Source organism: Bradyrhizobium sp. ISRA464, from assembly GCF_029910095.1.
GTDB lineage: Bacteria > Pseudomonadota > Alphaproteobacteria > Rhizobiales > Xanthobacteraceae > Bradyrhizobium.
The window spans coordinates 1,897,491-1,914,555 of record NZ_CP094526.1; the positions used below are offsets into that span (position 1 = coordinate 1,897,491).

Annotated in this window: 17 protein-coding genes and 1 pseudogene; 11 read left to right on the plus strand and 7 right to left on the minus strand. The window is 64.3% G+C overall.

The genetic code is table 11. The features are described from left to right. Window positions 1-26: 26 nt before the first annotated feature. Complete coding sequence (locus MTX19_RS08895) at window positions 27-869, minus strand: MoxR family ATPase (protein WP_280983295.1); 843 nt, start codon at window positions 867-869, stop codon at window positions 27-29. Window positions 870-1,232: 363 nt separating this feature from the next. On the opposite strand from MTX19_RS08895, the gene MTX19_RS08900 reads away from it, so the two are divergent. The 3 genes from MTX19_RS08900 to sseA all read left to right on the plus strand — a co-directional run bounded on the left by MTX19_RS08900 (window position 1,233) and on the right by sseA (window position 3,830). Then, window positions 1,233-2,408 carry a VWA domain-containing protein gene (locus tag MTX19_RS08900; RefSeq protein ID WP_280985932.1) on the plus strand — a complete coding sequence of 392 codons (1,176 nt, stop codon included), beginning with the start codon at window positions 1,233-1,235 and terminating at the stop codon, window positions 2,406-2,408. Window positions 2,409-2,463: 55 nt separating this feature from the next. Then, complete coding sequence (locus MTX19_RS08905; RefSeq protein WP_280983296.1) at window positions 2,464-2,877, plus strand: rhodanese-like domain-containing protein; 414 nt, start codon at window positions 2,464-2,466, stop codon at window positions 2,875-2,877. Between the two features lie 95 nt (window positions 2,878-2,972). After that, window positions 2,973-3,830 (plus strand): 3-mercaptopyruvate sulfurtransferase, encoded by an 858-nt coding sequence (gene sseA, locus MTX19_RS08910; protein WP_280983297.1) that lies wholly within the window; start codon window positions 2,973-2,975, stop codon window positions 3,828-3,830. A gap of 8 nt (window positions 3,831-3,838) precedes the next feature. On the opposite strand, the gene MTX19_RS08915 is transcribed toward sseA, so the two are convergent. Further along, a complete protein-coding gene (locus tag MTX19_RS08915) occupies window positions 3,839-4,750 on the minus strand; it encodes a hypothetical protein (protein ID WP_280983298.1) in 912 nt (303 codons plus the stop codon). Window positions 4,751-5,074: 324 nt separating this feature from the next. On the opposite strand from MTX19_RS08915, the gene MTX19_RS08920 reads away from it, so the two are divergent. Then, entirely contained in the window at window positions 5,075-6,286 is a 1,212-nt protein-coding gene (locus MTX19_RS08920) for a L,D-transpeptidase (protein WP_280985933.1), read from the plus strand. 52 nt (window positions 6,287-6,338) lie between these two features. On the opposite strand, the gene MTX19_RS08925 is transcribed toward MTX19_RS08920, so the two are convergent. Continuing rightward, entirely contained in the window at window positions 6,339-7,670 is a 1,332-nt protein-coding gene (locus MTX19_RS08925) for an IS1182 family transposase (RefSeq protein ID WP_280981278.1), read from the minus strand. Window positions 7,671-7,776: 106 nt separating this feature from the next. Between MTX19_RS08925 and MTX19_RS08930 the strand changes: the two are divergent. From MTX19_RS08930 to MTX19_RS08940, 3 genes and pseudogenes are all read left to right on the plus strand, one after another. Continuing rightward, window positions 7,777-8,999, plus strand: a pseudogene (locus MTX19_RS08930) (IS701 family transposase). After that, entirely contained in the window at window positions 8,996-9,151 is a 156-nt protein-coding gene (locus MTX19_RS08935) for a hypothetical protein (RefSeq protein ID WP_280978692.1), read from the plus strand. The pseudogene MTX19_RS08930 and the gene MTX19_RS08935 overlap by 4 nt, the downstream one beginning before the upstream one ends. Window positions 9,152-9,448: 297 nt before the next feature. Further along, window positions 9,449-10,198: a DUF4336 domain-containing protein gene (locus MTX19_RS08940; RefSeq protein ID WP_280983299.1), complete on the plus strand. Its 750-nt coding sequence runs from the start codon at window positions 9,449-9,451 to the stop codon at window positions 10,196-10,198. 51 nt (window positions 10,199-10,249) lie between these two features. Here the strand turns inward: MTX19_RS08940 and MTX19_RS08945 are convergent, their stop codons facing one another. Together MTX19_RS08945 and MTX19_RS08950 are read right to left on the minus strand one after the other, a co-directional pair. Beyond that, window positions 10,250-11,212, minus strand: coding sequence for a D-2-hydroxyacid dehydrogenase family protein (locus MTX19_RS08945; RefSeq protein WP_280983300.1), 963 nt, complete (start codon window positions 11,210-11,212; stop codon window positions 10,250-10,252). Window positions 11,213-11,315: 103 nt separating this feature from the next. Next, window positions 11,316-11,567, minus strand: coding sequence for a hypothetical protein (locus tag MTX19_RS08950; protein ID WP_280983301.1), 252 nt, complete (start codon window positions 11,565-11,567; stop codon window positions 11,316-11,318). A 256-nt stretch (window positions 11,568-11,823) separates the two neighbouring features. Here MTX19_RS08950 and ettA point away from each other — a divergent pair, with 256 nt between their 5' ends. From ettA to MTX19_RS08970, 4 genes are all read left to right on the plus strand, one after another. Then, on the plus strand, window positions 11,824-13,473 hold the full coding sequence (gene ettA, locus MTX19_RS08955; protein ID WP_280983302.1) for an energy-dependent translational throttle protein EttA: 1,650 nt from the start codon (window positions 11,824-11,826) through the stop codon (window positions 13,471-13,473). Window positions 13,474-13,749: 276 nt separating this feature from the next. After that, a complete protein-coding gene (locus tag MTX19_RS08960) occupies window positions 13,750-14,334 on the plus strand; it encodes a TIGR00645 family protein (protein ID WP_280983303.1) in 585 nt (194 codons plus the stop codon). 177 nt (window positions 14,335-14,511) lie between these two features. After that, complete coding sequence (locus MTX19_RS08965) at window positions 14,512-15,693, plus strand: lytic murein transglycosylase (RefSeq protein ID WP_280984738.1); 1,182 nt, start codon at window positions 14,512-14,514, stop codon at window positions 15,691-15,693. Between the two features lie 25 nt (window positions 15,694-15,718). Next, complete coding sequence (locus MTX19_RS08970) at window positions 15,719-16,063, plus strand: DUF3088 domain-containing protein (protein WP_280983304.1); 345 nt, start codon at window positions 15,719-15,721, stop codon at window positions 16,061-16,063. Between the two features lie 65 nt (window positions 16,064-16,128). Here the strand turns inward: MTX19_RS08970 and MTX19_RS08975 are convergent, their stop codons facing one another. Next, window positions 16,129-16,413: a hypothetical protein gene (locus MTX19_RS08975; RefSeq protein WP_280976119.1), complete on the minus strand. Its 285-nt coding sequence runs from the start codon at window positions 16,411-16,413 to the stop codon at window positions 16,129-16,131. A 234-nt stretch (window positions 16,414-16,647) separates the two neighbouring features. Then, window positions 16,648-16,947 (minus strand): hypothetical protein, encoded by a 300-nt coding sequence (locus MTX19_RS08980; protein WP_280983305.1) that lies wholly within the window; start codon window positions 16,945-16,947, stop codon window positions 16,648-16,650. Window positions 16,948-17,065: the final 118 nt, after the last annotated feature.

Sequence of the window (17,065 nt, forward strand, 5' to 3'; positions counted from 1 at the left end):
GGCCCCGGCGTTCGCCGATATCGGAACTAGACCTCGCGGCGGCTCAGGAACGCCAGCCGCTCGAACAGATGCACGTCCTGCTCGTTCTTCAGGAGCGCGCCGTGCAGCGGCGGGATCAGCTTGCGCGGATCGCGCTCACGCAGCATCTCCGGCGTGATGTCCTCGTTCAGGAGCAGCTTGAGCCAGTCGAGCAGCTCGGAGGTCGAGGGCTTCTTCTTCAGGCCGGGTACCTCGCGGACCTCGAAGAAGATGCGCAGCGCCTCTTCGACCAGCCGCTTCTTGATGCTGGGGAAGTGCACGTCGACGATCTTGCCCATCGTCTCGGAGTCCGGGAACTTGATGTAGTGGAAGAAGCAGCGGCGCAGGAAGGCGTCCGGCAGCTCCTTCTCGTTGTTCGACGTGATCATCACGATCGGGCGCAGCTTCGCCCTGATGGTCTCGCCGGTCTCGTAGACATGGAACTCCATGCGGTCGAGCTCGAGCAGCAGGTCGTTGGGGAATTCGATGTCGGCCTTGTCGATCTCGTCGATCAGCAGCACCGGGCGCTTCTGGTTGGTGAAGGCCTCCCACAGCTTGCCGCGCTTGATGTAGTTCTTGATATCGGACACGCGCGCGTCGCCGAGCTGGCTGTCGCGCAGGCGCGAGACGGCATCGTATTCGTAGAGGCCCTGCTGTGCCTTGGTCGTGGACTTGATGTGCCAGGTGAGCAGCGGCGCGTCGAGCGCCTTGGCGACCTCCTCGGCCAGCACCGTCTTGCCGGTGCCGGGCTCGCCCTTCACCAGGAGCGGGCGCTCGAGCACGATGGCGGCATTGACGGCGACCTTGAGGTCATCGGTTGCGACGTAGTCCTTGGTACCCGTGAATTTCATCAATTTGTTTGCCTTGGTTCGTTCGTCGGCGGCGCGGGCCCCCACACGAAACGACCGCCCTCACAGCGGTCGCATATCCTGCTCAATGTCTTGTCACGCGCAATTGTAGTTGAAAAAGCGGGGCGGTCTAGCGCGGATTCCGCACCGCAGCGGTGTCGAAAGCGATCCGCATGGAATGTCAGGCATCATCTTTCCGCTGTGCGGAATGACTGCCGGCTCGTGCGCGGCTGTTACACCGTGCAAACACCTCTGCCGGACCGAGGGTCGCAGCCAGCCATCGGGTGGAAATGAATGGCTGATCTCGGGATGGAGCACGGCCGGGGCCCCTTGACGGCACCGGCCCAGCGGGCGATCTAGGTAACTATGTTCCTGCAGTTCTTCACATCGCTGCGCGACGCCCAGGTCCCCGTGACGCTACGGGAATATCTGACGTTGATGGAAGCGCTCGACGCCGATCTCGCCGAACAGTCGGTCGAGAACTTCTATTATTTGTCGCGCGCCGCCCTGGTGAAGGACGAGCGCAATCTCGACAAGTTCGACCGCGTGTTCGGCTCCGTGTTCAAGGGGCTCGAGAGCCTGCTCGATGCCATGGAGAAGGCCGAGATCCCCGAGGAGTGGCTGAAGAAGCTCGCCGAGAAATATCTCACCGAGGAAGAGAAGAAGCAGATCGAGGCCATGGGCTGGGACAAGCTCATGGAGACGCTGAAGAAGCGGCTCGAGGAGCAGAAGGGCCGCCATCAGGGCGGTAGCAAGTGGATCGGCACCGCCGGCACCTCGCCGTTCGGCGCCCATGGCTACAATCCCGAAGGCGTGCGCATCGGGCAGGAGAAGAACCGCAACAACCGCGCCGTGAAGGTGTGGGATAAGCGCGAGTTCAAGGATCTCGACGGCAATGTCGAGCTCGGCATCCGCAACATCAAGGTCGCGCTGCGCCGCTTGCGGAAGTTCGCGCGGACCGGCGCGCCTGACGAGCTCGATCTCGACACCACGATCAAGGAGACCGCCAACCACGGCTATCTCGACGTGCATATGCGTCCCGAGCGGCGCAACGCGGTCAAGGTGCTGGTGTTCTTCGATATCGGCGGCTCGATGGATTCGCATATCGAGCAGGTCGAGGAGCTGTTCTCGGCCGCCAAGAGCGAATTCAAGCACATGGAGTATTTCTACTTCCACAACTGCCTCTATGAAGGCGTCTGGAAGCAGAACAAGCGGCGCTTCACCGACCGCACGCCGACCTGGGACGTGCTGCACAAATATCCGCACGACTACAAGGTGGTGTTCGTCGGCGACGCGTCGATGTCGCCTTACGAGATCATGGTCCCCGGCGGTTCGGTCGAGCATGTCAACGAGGAGGCCGGCTCGGTCTGGCTCGACCGCATCATCCGCACCTATCCGCATGCGGTGTGGCTCAATCCGGTGGCGCAGAAGCACTGGGATTATTCGGAATCGACCACCATCATCCGCCGCATCTTCTCCGAACGCATGTATCCGATCACGATCGAGGGTCTGGAGAATGCGATGAGGGAGCTGGTGCGATAAGCGCACAAGGCGTCGCGCTCTCAAGGGCGCGCCAACAACATTGAGGGAGAGCCCCATGCCCCAGACCATTCACCGCGGCATCAAGGCGATGATCGACGAGGCCAATGCCGAGATCCAGACCATCAGCGCGGCCGATGCGATCACGCTGATCGGCAAGGACGACGTCGTCATCGTCGACATCCGCGATCCCCGCGAGATCGAGCGCGACGGCAGGATCCCCGGCGCGTTCTCCTGCACTCGCGGCATGCTGGAATTCTGGATCGATCCGAAGAGCCCCTACGCCAAGCCGATCTTCCAGGAAGACAAGAAGTTCATCTTCCACTGCGCCGGCGGCCTGCGCTCCGCGCTCGCCGCGAAGACCGCAAAGGACATGGGCCTGAAACCGGTCGCCCATATGGGCGGCGGTTTCGCGGCCTGGCGCGACGCCGGCGGGCCGATCGAGGCGTGGGAGCCGAAGAAGAAGGGTTAGTAGGTGTCACACGCGGGCCTGGCCCGCGCGTCCATCATTTCAAAAGATGGATTGCCGAACCAAGTCCGGCAATGACGATTGGAGAAATGCGCATCATGACCGTTGCCGACGATCCGCTTGTCTCAACAGAATGGCTGGCCGCGCATCTCGGCGACGCCAAAGTGAAGGTGCTCGACGCGACCTTCAAGCTGCCGGGCGTGCTGCCGCTGCCGAAGGACGATTACCTGGCCGCGCATCTTCCCGGCGCGGTGTTCTTCGACGTCGACGCTGTGTCGGATCATTCCAATCCGCTGCCGCACATGTTTCCGACCGCCGAGCAGTTCGGCCGCGACGTCGGCGTGCTCGGCGTCAGCAACGCCGACACCGTCGTGATCTATGATGCCGGCGGCTGGGTGGCCGCACCGCGCGCCTGGTGGATGTTCCTCTCCTACGGCCATCGCGATGTGCGCATCCTCAACGGGGGCTTGAAGAAGTGGCGCGCCGAGGGTCGCCCCGTCGAGAGCGGCGAGGTGACGCCGCAGCCTGCGACCTTCAAGGCGAGCTACGATCCGAAGCGCGTGCGCAGCATCGAGCAGATGATCGCCAATGTCGAAAACAGCAAGGAGCAGGTGATAGACGCGCGCGCCGCCGATCGCTTCGAGGGCCGCGCGCCGGAGCCGCGGCCGGGCATCCGCGCAGGCCACGTCCCGGGTGCCCGTAACGTCCCTTACAACGTCCTGTTCGATGCCGCGACCGGCGCCATGAAGCCGCTCGACGATCTGCGCGCAGCCTTCACGGGGGCTGGCGTGAAGCTCGATGCGCCGATCGTGACGAGCTGCGGCTCGGGCGTCTCGGCTGCCGTGCTGACACTCGCACTCTACCGGCTCGGCATCACCGACACTGCGCTGTATGACGGCTCGTGGTCGGAATGGGGGCAGGCCGGCGGCCCGCCGATCGCGACCGGGCCGGCCTGACGACGGCGCTATCGCCGGGGCACCGACACTGGCTGGCCGAACGGATCCAGCACCTGCTGAACCACCGCCTGCCGGGCTGGTCGCGATCGGGCCATCCGGCGGCGTTCCTTCCGATGCGCCGGCTTGCGGCTCGCGCTGTGGTCCGGCTTCTTCTTCGTCTCGGCGGTCGCTTGCTTCGTCCCGGCAGATTTCCGGGCCGGAGGCTGTTCGACGACGACTTCCGGTCCGCCCAACGTTGCGATCTTGCTCTCGGCCGCGATCGCTTCGGGCGATGGCGGTGGCGCCGGTTCCGGCGCAACCATGGCTGGCGCTGATGGGGCGGGCGCGGGGTCGCTGGCTGCGGCAGACGGATCGGCCACTGCCGCGACCTTCGGCTCGGCGGGAGCGGGCGCAGCTTCGGTGGCGGCCGCCGGAGCCGGCTGCGCCACCGGCGCGGCCTCTGTGGCTTGCGGCGCGGCCTCAGCCGGTGGCGGGATGTCCGTGACCGGGGCCTGCGGAGCGGCCTCGGCGGCCTGCACCGGCGCGGCGCCTTCCACGGCCTGCGCCTCAGGCGTCGGTGCTGCCGGGGGAGGCGGATCATCAGTCTTCACGGCGGCGACCTTCTCCGGTTCGGTGGCAGGCGGTGGCTCTGCCGGGGCGGTTGGTTCGGACGCGGCGGGGATCGATGGCGATGGGCTATCCACTGTCACCTTGTCGATGAGCGGCGTGCCCGCGGGCGGCGGGTCGACGCGCATCATCGCAAGCACCGGCGGGGTCTCCGGCGGGTGGGCGAATTGCGGCTCGGGCGGAGCCTGGCGGGCGGGAATGCTGGCGAATTCCTCATGCGCGGCGCGGAACAGCGCAGCGGCACCTAACCCGAACACCAAGAGCGACGTCGCCAGCACGATCGCGGCGAACAAGAAACGGAGGCCGGGAAGCATGGGCGCGGGTTCCCCCTTCTGCGGGAGGTCTTGATAAACAGGGAACGCGGTGACCACTCGAGGAAGCCCGCATCGCGAGCGCGAATCAGGCCGATTCGAGGATATCGCAACGCTTGAAGACTGTTTGTTACAAAATGCGGGTGATTGATGACTTTGGGCACGCAGACAGACTTTCCCAAGTCATGAGACACTGTGGCCGTAGTCACACGGGATCACAAAATGCCCGAATTGGGCTGGGTTTCGCGGATTTGTCTTGAATGCGCCGCTATCTTCGGTCATTGGGCCGTTAACGGTCCGGTGTGGCTTGGGGACTATACAAGAGCAATGATGATCAACCGCATTCTGACGATTTGCGCTGCCGCGGCACTTGGCGTGGCAGGAACCTCGTTTGCGCATGCGCAGCAGGGTTATCCGGCTCCCCAGGGTCCCGCCTATTCGGCGTCGCCCCAGCCCTATTCGCCGGGCAACATGCCGAACTTCGACTCGCTCGACGATGACGATGCGCCGCAGAATTCGGCCTCGTTGCCGCCGCCCGGCCCTGTGATGTCCCCGGATGACCCGCGCTATGGCCGTCCGATGAATGCCCAGCCGGCTTACTCCGATCGTGCGCCGTCGGGCCCGGTGATGTCGCCGGACGATCCGCGCTATGGCCGCCCGATGGGTCCGCCGCCGGTGATCTATGCCGACCGCCCGCAGGGTGGATCGCAGCAGCAACAGGCCTACGGTGACGGCGGCGTTCCGGCCGCAAACGTGGTCTATCCCGCCAATCCGAACGGAGATGATCGCAACGGCATGCGCCCGCCGGGCGCAGTGAATGCGGCTGGTGCCACCGGAACGGTGCCGCCGCAGTCGCCTCCGATCGGCGCCGACGGCAAGCCGGTGCAGATTGCTGCCCTGCCGCCGGATGAGCAGCCGGAAGACGGTCCGGCGCAACTTGCGCCGAATCTGCGTCGCCAGGAAGTGGCGTTCCAGACCAAGGAGCCGCCGGGCACCATCGTGGTCGATACGCCGCACACCTACCTCTACTACGTTCTCGGCAACGGCCGGGCCATCCGTTACGGCGTCCGCGTCGGCCGCGACGGCTTCACCTGGACCGGCGTGCAGAAGATCACCCGCAAGGCCGAGTGGCCGGATTGGCATCCGCCGCCGGAGATGATCGAGCGTCAGCCCTATCTGCCGCGCTTCATGGCCGGCGGACCCGGCAACCCGCTTGGCGCCCGTGCGATGTATCTCGGCTCGACCGTGTACCGCATTCACGGCACCAACCAGCCGTCGACCATCGGCAAGTTCGTGTCGTCGGGCTGCATCGGCATGCTGAACGAAGACGTCTCGGACCTGTTCGATCGGGTCAAGGTCGGCACCCGCGTGGTTGTCTGGCCGGGCAACCCGCCTGCGGGAACGGCGACGGCATCCGCCGCGCCGACACCCGACAGCACCTCGGTGGCCGCTGCTGCCCCGCAGGCCCAGGCAGCGCCGCTGCCCGGCACGCAGCCGACCTCCGTCCAGCCGCTGCCCGCGCCGGTCACGGTCCGCTAGGAGCCCGTCCAGATAGCGCTGGTATCGGGCTTGTTGATGAACGATAGCTTGCTCAAGCGGCTCTTGCGAGCTTTGTGAGGTTGTGGGTGGTGCAGATCAACGCCCACTCGGCCGTCACTTTCTCGATGCCACGCAGCAGGAACTGCCTGAACCCGCGCGCCTGCTTGATCTGCCCGAACACCGGTTCGACGATTTGCTTCCTGAGCCGGTAGCGGCTTCGCCAGCCGGCGCGCTTGAGCTTGGCCCGCATGGCTTTGGTGAGCGCTCCGGTCATGGTTCGCTTGCCTTCGGCGGCATGCTTGGCGCGCCCGATCGCGACGTAAGCGCTGATGTGGCGATCGGCGAGGGTTTGCAGGTTGGCCTCGCTCAGATAGCCGCTATCGGCCGAGGCTTCCTTCGGCGTGACGCCGAGATTGGCCTCAATGCCGTCAATCAGCCCTACGAGTTGGCCATGATCGCTCATGCGCGCAGTGAGCCCGTGCGCAACGATGATCTGGGCCGTTCCATCGACAGCGGCCTGGGCATTGTAGCCTTGGATGTACCCGTCCTTGGTCTTCAGGATGCGGCTGTCCGGATCCGTGAAGTTGCGCTGCGCTTTGCCCTCGGGCTCCGCTTTCGGCGGTGCCGGCGTCTTGCCGTTCTTTTTCCGCCCTTCCGCAATGCGCTTCTTTTCCACCTCGGCCCGGCGCCGCAGTTCCTCCTCGGCGGCGGCTTTGGCTTCCGCCTCGAGCTCGGCCTTGGCCTCGCGGATCTTGGCCAGGCGCTTCTCCTTGTCGGCCACCCAGTCCGGCAGCTCATCGCCGCGCTTGTTGCCGTAGAGCCGGTCCTCCTCGGCATCCGCCGCCTCGGCCGCTTCAAGCCAGCGATCGACCTCGGCTTGAAGCTCTGCTTCTCGCTTCTTCATGCGCTCGTAGCTCATGGCCTTGTGCTTCGATGCGTTCGCCTTGATCTTGGTGCCATCAAGCGCCACGTGCCCGAGCTTCACCAACCCAGCCTTCTCAGCAAGCTTCAACACCTGAACAAACAGACCCGCCAAGGCCTCAAGGTGCCGCTTGCGGAATTCCGAGATCGTGCGGAAGTCCGGCGGGTCGCCCGCCACAATCATCATAAAGTCCGCCCGATCCACGGCCGCCTTGGCGATCCGGCGCGACGAGTAGATGCCGCTCGCATAACCGTGCAGAAGTAGCGCCGTCATCATCCGCGGATCAAACGGCGGCTGTCCAAGCCCGCTCCGGTAGCTGGCGGTGATCGCAGATAGGTCGAGGCTCTCTCGCACCAGCGACACAATCAGCCGCGACAGGTGGTCCTTCGCCACATAATCCTGCACGCTCGGCGGCAGAAGCTGCGCCTCATCGATCTTCCAGGGGCGAAAATCCTTGCTCATGCGCACGCAAAGAATCAGACTCGCACCCTCTTGACCAGCGACTACTCAGACAGCCTCCTAGCATTACAGTTGCATCTTCCTGAAGGTTCTGAATCTATGGGCGACCATGATTCGGGATCTGATGATTGGTGGCGCGTCGGTTGAGGATACGCTGACGCTGTGGGCTTCGTCGTTGCGAGATGCCAAGCAACGCATCCGTCCGCTGTTTACGCAAGAGCGGGTCGCGGCCTCGGCGGGGCAATTTCTCGACGGACTGTTGGGCAACGAGCCGCGCAAGACGGGTTGGATGCGGGCGGAAGCGGCTGGCGATCCAGGCCCGTGGCGCCAGCAGGCGATTCTGGGTCGGGGGCAGTGGGATGCCGACGCGCTGCGCGATATTGTACGTGAGTACGCGCTGGAAACGCTGGGTGACGAGGACGCGGTTCTGGTCATCGATGAGACCGGCTTTTTGAAACAGGGCAAGGCCTCGTGTGGGGTCGCGCGCCAGTACACTGGCTCGGCGGGCAAGATCACCAATTGCCAGATCGGAGTGTTTGCCTCCTATGTGTCGCGGCATGGCCATGCCTTCATCGATCGGGCGCTCTACCTGCCAAAGGAATGGACGGACGAACCCGCTCGCCTGAAGGCCGCACATGTCCCGAGCGATGTGAGCTTTGCGACGAAGCCCCGGATCGCGCATCAAATGATCGCTCGCGCGATCGCCGCAAAGGTGCCGTTCTCGTTCGTAGCAGCGGACAGCGTGTATGGCACGGGAGCGATCGAAACCCTGCTGCGCAAGGCGGGCAAAGGCTTGTTCTGGGGGTTGCTTCCAATCACGTGTTCTATTCCTGGGGCAAGCAGCAGCCTGTCGCCGGCACTGCCTCTACGATCGCGCAGAGCCTTCCCAAGAAGGCCTGGCGCCGCCTGCCGTCCGGCGAAGGAACCAAAGGTCCGCGCTGGCACGACTGGGCCTATCTTGAGCTGGCCGATCTCGACGCCGGCGAATACAACGACGACCTTGCCGGGGAATGGACCCGAGGTCTTCTGATCCGCCGCAATATTGCCGACAACAGCTTAGCCTTCTTCTCCACATGGTGCCCCAAGGGCACGTCCATGCAGAAGCTGGTATCCGTGGAAGGCCATCGCTGGGCCATCGAAGACAGCTTCGAAACCGCCAAGAACGAGCTCGGTCTTGATCACAACGAAACCCGCTCCTGGCATGGCTGGCATCGCCATGTCTCACTGGTCATGCTTGCCTTCGCCACGATGGCCGTCATCCGTCATCGGGCCAACACCGGAGCATTGCTTAAAAAAACGCGACCGCGGCCCCGACCGAAGCATCGTTCTTGATCCGCTGGTCGATCCAGGAAATCCGCCGCATCGCCATGAAGCTCGCCCAGCGGCGCATCCCGCATGCCCACATCCTCGCATGGTCATCCTGGCGCAGGGCTCATCAAGCCAACGCGCGCAAAGCGCATCTCAAGCAAAAATTACAACTGTAATGCTAGAGCGCGATGAGATTAGGTTGAGAGGAGTGGCGGCGGTTCACCTCTCCCTTGGGAGAGGTCGGCGCGTAGCGCCGGGCGAGGGATTACGGTCTCTCGTTAAAGCCGCGGCCCCTCACCCGATTTGCTGCGCAAATCGACCTCTCCCCGTCGGGGAGAGGTGGCCGACCCGATTCGATCCAAATTCATTGCGCTCTAGGCTGGCTCACAATTCATCGAAAAAGGCGCGCGAACGGCGCGCCTTTTTTGTTGTAACAAGCTGGGCATCTCGACGTTGCCGCCGCGAGGCATGCGATGCACGAAGCCCGCCTGACCTACCCACCGCTGAACACGCCGAAGCCGGTCGCAGACGACGTGTGGATCGTCGATGGCCCCGTCATCCGGTTCGGTCCGCGCTGGCTCAGGATGCCGTTTCCAACACGTGCGACGATCATTCGGCTCGCCGGGGACAGGCTGTTCGTTCATTCGCCGACGCCGCTGGATGACGCGCTCAAGGCCGAGATTGCGCGCCTCGGCAAGCCTTGCTGGATCGTCGGACCAAACCGGCTGCATTACTGGTGGATACCGGATTGGCATGCTGCCTATCCCGAGGCACGCGTCTATCTCGCACCCGGGATCAGGCAGCAGGCCGGCGCGCGGCTGGCTTGCGATGGCGAGGCGCTGGACCGGCCATCGGGCTATCCCTGGGACGACGCGATCGCGACGTTGCCAGTTGCAGGGAAGTACATGACGGAGTTCGTGTTCTTCCATCGCCCGTCGCGGACACTGGTGCTGACCGACCTGATCGAGAATTTCGAGGCGGGCCGGATCAACTCATCGCTGATGCGATTTCTGACCTGGATCGGTGGCGTGCGCGATCCCGACGGCAGCACGCCGCGCGACATGCGGCTGACCTTCGCGAAGAACGGTGCCACGGTGAAGGCCGCCGTCGCCTCCATGATCGAATGGAATCCCGAACGGATCATCCTCGCCCATGGCCGCTGGTACGACCGTGACGGCGGCGCCGAGCTTCGACGCGCATTTCGCTGGATATTGAAGTCGTAGAGGCGTCGCCGCTCTCGCAGTTCGGTCGCGCTGAGCGTGGTTCCGTCCGCCTCAGGCCAGACGCCGCGGCAGCTCGCCGCCCTTGGTGAAGGCGTCGATGCAATCGACCATCTGCCCGTAATGCGTCTGCAGGCCTTCGCGCGTTGCGTAGCCGAGATGCGGCGTGATCACGACATTGTCGAGCTTGCGCAACGGATGGTCTGATGGCAGCGGCTCGACCGCGAACACATCGATGCCGGCACCAGCGATCTTCCTCTCGCGGAGCACCGCGAGGAGGGCATCCTCATCGACGATCGGTCCGCGCGCCGTGTTGATGAGATAGGCCGACGGCTTCATCCGCGCGAGGTCGGCGGCACCGACCAGCCCACGCGAGCGTGGGCTCAGCACGACATGGATGGTGATGATGTCTGCAGTGGCGAACAGCTCGTCCTTGCTGGCGCAACCGACGCCGACCTCCTTGCACTTCTCGGGCGTGAGGTTGGGGCTCCAGGCGATGACGTTCATGCCGAATGGCTTGGCCATGCCGGCGACCTTGCTGCCGAGCTTGCCGAGGCCGATGATGCCTAGCGTCTTGCCCTCGATCTCGGTGCCGGCAAAGGCCTGCCAGGGCTCGCCGGCATGCATCCGTGCGTTCTCGCGGCCGATGCCGCGGGTGAGTTCCAGGATCAGGCCCATGGCCAGGGCCGCGGTGGGATCGCGGCCGTACTGCGTGCCGCACAGCACGATCTTGCGATCCTTGACCGCCTCCATGTCGATCGACGCGTTGCGCATGCCCGAGGTGATCAAGAGCTTCAGCCTGGGCAGGCCCTCGAGCAGCGAGCGCGGAAATGGGGTACGCTCGCGCATCGCGCAGATGATGTCGAAATCTTTCAGCTTCGCCGCCGCATCGGCCTCGCCTGCGAACGGCTTGTCGAAGACGGTGACGTCGACGCGGTCCTTGATCCGAGGCCAGTCGGCCACCGAAAGCGCGAGATCAAAATAGTCGTCGAGGATTGCACAGCTGAGCCGCGTCATTGGCAGGTCCGTTCATGGCGAGGGCGACGGCGAACATGCACCGTCGTGGGTCGTCATGGTCGCGCGCAATCGGCGGGCGCGCAAGCGGCTGTGGTGACGGCTGTTATGCGGACGGAGAGGACTTGTGCGCCTTCGCGGTGCGGATTTCGGCGAGCATCGATTGCACGGCGGGTGACACGGCGACGTGCTTGGCGCGCCAGGCCGGGCCCGGGCCACGCATATAGTGCAGTTCCGGCCGATAGGGGTTGAACGCCCTCGCAATGAAGGCGCGCCAGTAGGCACGGAATTCGTTGAACAGCCCGGTCTCGCTTCTGGTCGCCGGGCGCGGGAAAGATGCCGAAGTGATGGTAGCCATGACGCGGCCTCTACTCATTTGATCGCGGTTTCGCCGCGAAAAACGCCATTTTCGGCGCCTGAAAACGAGTTTTGGCCTGATTTATTAAAAGATGGTTTCAATTGTCGTGGTCCGGCGCACACATGGTGTCGAACCGGTAATCGCCCGTGGTGAGCGGCCGGAAAACGCCGGTCCCGCGGTTGCGCTTTCGGGGGCTGGCCGTTACATCGGCGGCAGCAAAAATTTCCACAAATCGGATCAATTCCAGGGACAGCGGATGGCGCGCCAGTTCATCTATTTCATGCAGGGTCTGACCAAGAGCTACCCGACCCGCAAGGTGCTCGATAACATCCATCTGAGCTTCTATCCGGACGCCAAGATCGGCGTGCTCGGCGTCAACGGCTCGGGCAAGTCGACGCTGCTCAAGATCATGGCCGGCCTCGACAAGGAATATACCGGCGAGGCCTGGGTCGCCGACGGCGCCCGCGTCGGTTATCTCGAGCAGGAGCCGCACCTCGATCCCAATCTCTCCGTTCGCGAAAACGTCATGCAGGGCGTCGCCAAGCAGAAGGCGATCCTCGATCGCTACAACGAGCTCGCGGTCAACTATTCGGACGAGACCGCCGACGAGATGACCAAGCTGCAGGACGAGATCGAGGCCCAGGGCCTGTGGGATCTCGACAGCAAGGTCGACCAGGCGATGGACGCGCTGCGCTGCCCGCCGGACGATGCCGATGTCACCAAGCTCTCGGGTGGTGAGCGCCGCCGCGTCGCGCTGTGCCGCCTGCTGCTCGACCAGCCGGACCTGCTGCTGCTCGACGAGCCGACCAACCATCTCGACGCCGAGTCGGTGTCGTGGCTGGAAAGCCATCTGCGGAACTATCCGGGCGCGATCCTGATCGTCACCCACGACCGCTACTTCCTCGACAACGTCACCGGGTGGATTCTCGAGCTCGACCGCGGCCGCGGCATTCCCTACGAGGGCAACTACTCGTCCTGGCTGGTGCAGAAGCAGAAGCGGCTCGAGCAGGAGGGCCGCGAGGAGGCCGCGCACCAGAAGACGCTGGCCCGCGAGCAGGAATGGGTCGCCTCCTCGCCGAAGGCGCGTCAGGCCAAGTCGAAGGCCCGCTACCAGCGCTACGAGGAGCTGCTCAAGAAGGCGAGCGAGAAGCAGACCCAGACCGCGCAGATCATCATTCCGGTCGCCGAGCGGCTCGGTGCCAACGTGGTCGACTTCGAAGGCCTCAGCAAGGGCTTTGGCGATCGCCTGCTGATCGATGATCTCACCTTCAAGCTGCCGCCCGGCGGCATCGTCGGCGTGATCGGCGCGAACGGCGCCGGCAAGACCACGCTGTTCAAGATGATCACCGAGCAGGAAACGCCGGACAAGGGCACCATCACGGTCGGCGAGACCGTGCATCTCGGCTATGTGGATCAGTCGCGCGACGCGCTCGACGGCAGCAAGACCGTGTGGGAGGAAATCTCCGGTGGCAACGAGCTGATCCTGCTCGGCAAGAAGGAAGTCAATTCGCGCGGCTATTGCTCGGCCTTCAACTTCAAGGGCGCGGACCAGCAGAAGAAGGTCGGCGCGCTCTCCGGCGGTGAGCGCAACCGCGTGCATCTCGCGAAGATGCTGAGGTCTGGCGCCAACGTGCTGCTGCTCGACGAACCGACCAACGACCTCGACGTCGATACGCTGCGCGCGCTGGAAGAGGCGCTGGAGGATTTCGCCGGCTGCGCTGTCATCATCAGCCACGATCGCTGGTTCCTCGACCGCATTGCGACCCACATCCTGGCCTTCGAGGGCGACAGCCATGTCGAATGGTTCGAAGGCAATTTCCAGGACTATGAGAAGGACAAGATGCGCCGGCTCGGCCAGGACAGCATCATTCCGCATCGCGTGAAGTACAAGAAGCTGACGCGCTAGATCGTCGAGACACCGTCATGGCCGGCATAGCCGCCCGAAGGACGGCGTCGCTTCCGCTCGCCTATGTCCCGGCCATCCACATCTGCGCTCGCGGAAATCAAGACGTGGATGCCCGGCACAAGGCCGGGCATGACGAGCATGGAGTGTTCGACCGTTTCCTCATTTGCAGGATCGTGGCAGCATCACGGCACGCTCTGCGGCCAGTTGTCGCTTTTCAAGCGCCTGGGATTGCGTAGATAGAGCGCTCCGCAATTCAAATCCCGCGAGCTATCCAGCATGTCCGCCATTTCCGACGCGCGTGCGCCCCTGAAGGGCCGGTCGCTGCGTCCTGTTCCCATGCTGATCTTCGGATCGCGCTGGCTGCAATTGCCGCTCTATGTCGGCCTCATCATTGCCCAGGGCGTCTATGTGGTGCTGTTCCTGAAGGAGCTCTGGCACCTGTTCGCCCATGCCTTCGATTTCAGCGAGCAGCAGATCATGCTGGCCGTCCTCGGCCTGATCGACGTCGTGATGATCTCGAACCTCCTGGTGATGGTGATCGTCGGCGGCTACGAGACCTTCGTGTCGCGCCTCAATTTGCAGGGCCATCCCGACGAGCCGGAATGGCTCAGCCACGTCAATGCCAGCGTGCTGAAGATCAAGCTGGCGATGGCGATCATCGGCATTTCCTCGATCCATCTGCTGCGCACCTTCATCGAGGCGGGCGCGTTGACGTCGGGCAAAGGCAATTACACCGAGACCGGCGTGATGTGGCAGACCATCATCCACTGCGTCTTCATCCTGTCGGCCATCGGCATCGCCATCGTCGACAAGCTGTCGAACGACTCGATCGAGGGAGCCAAGCAGCAGGCCGCGCATTGAGCGCGGCCCTCGGGCCGGCCGCGGTTCACACCAATCCGGTGTCGTGATAAGGCTCACGGCATGAACATGACGGGGCGTCGCCGGATGGTGCGCTCATTGGACCGCTGCGTGAACAGGCTGTTGGATTTGACCTTCCTCCGCGCGCTTGCCTTCGGGCTTCTGCTTTTTTCCTGGCCGATCGTCTCGCCCGCGCGCGCTGCGGACGCCGCGTTCACCCAGTTCATCGCCTCGCTGTGGCCGGAAGCGCAGGCCGCCGGCGTGTCGCGCGCGACCTTCGAGCGCGAGACGCGCGGGCTCGAGCCCGACTATAAGCTGCCCGACCTCATCCTGCCCGGCCGTCCCAAGACCGGCGCGCCGGCGCAGGCCGAGTTCGTGCAGGTGCCGGCCGACTACATCAAGGAGGCCTCCATCGCACGGCTCGCGGCGGAAGGGCAGAAGCTGCTGCAGAAGTATCGTCCGGCGCTCGATGCGATCGAGAAGCGGTTCGGCGTCCCGGCCCCGGTCGTGCTGGCGATCTGGGGCCGCGAGACCGATTACGGCCGCTATGCGCTGCCCTACGATACGCTGCGCGTGGTCGCGACGCAGGCCTATGTCGGCCGCCGCAAGGATCAGTACCGCACCGAATTCATCCTGGCGCTGAAGATCCTCGGCGAGGGGGTGGTGAAGCGCAAGGAAATGACCTCCTCCTGGGCCGGCGCGACCGGCTACACTCAGTTCCTGCCGTCCGAATATTACAAGCACGGCGTCGATCTCGATGGCGACGGCCGCGTCGACATCTGGCACTCGGTGCCGGACGCGCTCGCCTCCGCGGCGCAACAGCTCGTCAACAAGGGCTGGCAGCCCGGCGTGCGCTGGGCCTACGAGGTGAAGGCGCCGGCCGATGTCGATTGCACGATGGGCGTGCCTGAGGTGACCAGGCCGATCGGCCAGTGGCTCCGCGCCGGTTTCGTGCCGGTGCGCGGGCTGAAGCTCAGCGTCGCCGAGCAGGCGCAGCCGGCCTCGCTGCTGCAGCCGGAGGGCATCTACGGCCCTGCCTTCCTGACCACGAAGAACTACTTTGTGATCAAGGAGTACAATTTCTCCGATCTCTACGTGCTGTTCGTCGGCCATCTCGCCGACCGCATGACAAGCCCGCTGTCGTTTGCGACGCCGTGGTCGGCGTCGACGCAGCTTCGCTCCGCCGACGTCGAGGCCATGCAGCATGAATTGACGCGGATCGGCCTCTACAAGGACAAGCTCGACGGCAAGGCCGGAATGCTCACCCGCGCCGCGCTCGGTGCCTATCAGAAACAGGCCGGGCTGAAGGTCGATTGTTGGCCGAGCGACACGGTGCTGCGCGCGATGCGCGGCCAACGCTGACAGTCGATCCGGGGGAGGAAGCGCGGTGCGCGACAGGCTGTTTCTTCTCAAGCCCGGCTTCGAGGATCCGGCCTTCCCCGGCCAGCGCTTCTATTGCTGGCACTGCGCGTTGCTGGAAGGCGTGCTTGCGTCATTTCCTGACCTTGAGGAGGTGATCGACGTCGAGCGGATCGCGTGGCCGCGGCCAAGGCAGGCGGTTGTGGCGCTCATCGGTGTCGAGAACCAGTCGCTGCCGGTTCTCGTGCTTGCCGACGATGCTGAACACGGCCTCGAAACCGGTCGAGCAAACGGCCGCCGGTTCGTTGAGGGCAAGGACGCGATCCTGCGCGCGCTGACGCTGCGGCACGGAATTCCCGGGGCGCATCCGTGACCAAAGAAAAACCCGGCCGCTGGAGGCCGGGTTTCGAAAACTAATGCGGAAGTCGCGTCGATGGATCAGTCGCAAACCTGGACGCGGCGGAAACGCCAACCGTAGCCGTCCCAGAACCGCTCACGAACCCAGCGGCAAGGGGCTTCTTCGACGTAGACCGGCGCCGGTGCAACATAGACCGGGGCGGGACGGGCTCCCGCAATAGCGCCGCCGAGCAGGGCGCCGCCGATCAGGCCGCCGGCAACGCCGGCCGCGATCGCGCCGCCGTCACCGGCCTTGGCGGCCGGAGCAACGGCCAGCGAACCGGCAATCGTGGTAACGGCGACAAGGGCAGCTAAAGTCTTCTTCATGTCTTTGGCTCTCCTGGAAGGGGTGGCGCCGTGGTCCGACGCCGGGTTTGAGATGACTCACACGCTGGTTCGAACTGCTGTCTTGCTAAACAGCGCAGAACAGTCAATCGAAAGTAAACGTCGGCGGCTCTATCGGCCAAGAAAGCGGTTTTTTCAGGCCACATAAAGCGGACGTCCCGGAAAACAGTCGGTTCTCCGGGACGTCTGGTTCGATTTAATCGAGATGAACGGCGATTAATCGCAGACCCTGACGCGGCGAATCCGCCAGCCGTAGCCATCCCAGAAGCGCTGGCGCTGCCAATAGCAGTCCGGGCCGTAGTAGCCGGGCCCTGCAACATAAGCCGGTGGCGCGTAATAGCCGGGGCCGTAATAGCGGTTCTGCGATGCGATCGCGCCGCCGACAATGGCGCCGCCAATCAAGCCTGCAGCGACGCCAGCGGCGACACCGCGTTGTGCGTGGGCAGGGGCGGGGACCGCCACGGTCGAAACCGCCAGGGCGGCGACGGCGCAAAGCGCCAGCAATGTCTTCTTCATGGCCTCACCTTTTCTCTCGCGAGCGGGGACAGCATGCAAGTGATCTGTCTCGCCGAAGGTTCCATATTTCGCTTGAACGATCAATGAACGGAGCCGCCTCATTTGGCCACGAATGCGT

Bases quoted from the DNA above. Each gene is read 5' to 3' on its own strand.
- MTX19_RS08895 (WP_280983295.1), bottom strand. From the start codon at position 869: ATGAAATTCACGGGTACCAAGGACTACGTCGCAACCGATGACCTCAAG.
- MTX19_RS08920 (WP_280985933.1), top strand. From the start codon at position 5,075: ATGATGATCAACCGCATTCTGACGATTTGCGCTGCCGCGGCACTTGGC.
- MTX19_RS08975 (WP_280976119.1), bottom strand. From the start codon at position 16,413: ATGAAGAAGACTTTAGCTGCCCTTGTCGCCGTTACCACGATTGCCGGT.
- ettA (WP_280983302.1), top strand. From the start codon at position 11,824: ATGGCGCGCCAGTTCATCTATTTCATGCAGGGTCTGACCAAGAGCTAC.
- MTX19_RS08925 (WP_280981278.1), bottom strand. From the start codon at position 7,670: ATGAGCAAGGATTTTCGCCCCTGGAAGATCGATGAGGCGCAGCTTCTG.
- sseA (WP_280983297.1), top strand. From the start codon at position 2,973: ATGACCGTTGCCGACGATCCGCTTGTCTCAACAGAATGGCTGGCCGCG.
- MTX19_RS08960 (WP_280983303.1), top strand. From the start codon at position 13,750: ATGTCCGCCATTTCCGACGCGCGTGCGCCCCTGAAGGGCCGGTCGCTG.
- MTX19_RS08950 (WP_280983301.1), bottom strand. From the start codon at position 11,567: ATGGCTACCATCACTTCGGCATCTTTCCCGCGCCCGGCGACCAGAAGC.
- MTX19_RS08940 (WP_280983299.1), top strand. From the start codon at position 9,449: ATGCACGAAGCCCGCCTGACCTACCCACCGCTGAACACGCCGAAGCCG.
- MTX19_RS08905 (WP_280983296.1), top strand. From the start codon at position 2,464: ATGCCCCAGACCATTCACCGCGGCATCAAGGCGATGATCGACGAGGCC.
- MTX19_RS08900 (WP_280985932.1), top strand. From the start codon at position 1,233: ATGTTCCTGCAGTTCTTCACATCGCTGCGCGACGCCCAGGTCCCCGTG.
- MTX19_RS08945 (WP_280983300.1), bottom strand. From the start codon at position 11,212: ATGACGCGGCTCAGCTGTGCAATCCTCGACGACTATTTTGATCTCGCG.
- MTX19_RS08980 (WP_280983305.1), bottom strand. From the start codon at position 16,947: ATGAAGAAGACATTGCTGGCGCTTTGCGCCGTCGCCGCCCTGGCGGTT.
- MTX19_RS08915 (WP_280983298.1), bottom strand. From the start codon at position 4,750: ATGCTTCCCGGCCTCCGTTTCTTGTTCGCCGCGATCGTGCTGGCGACG.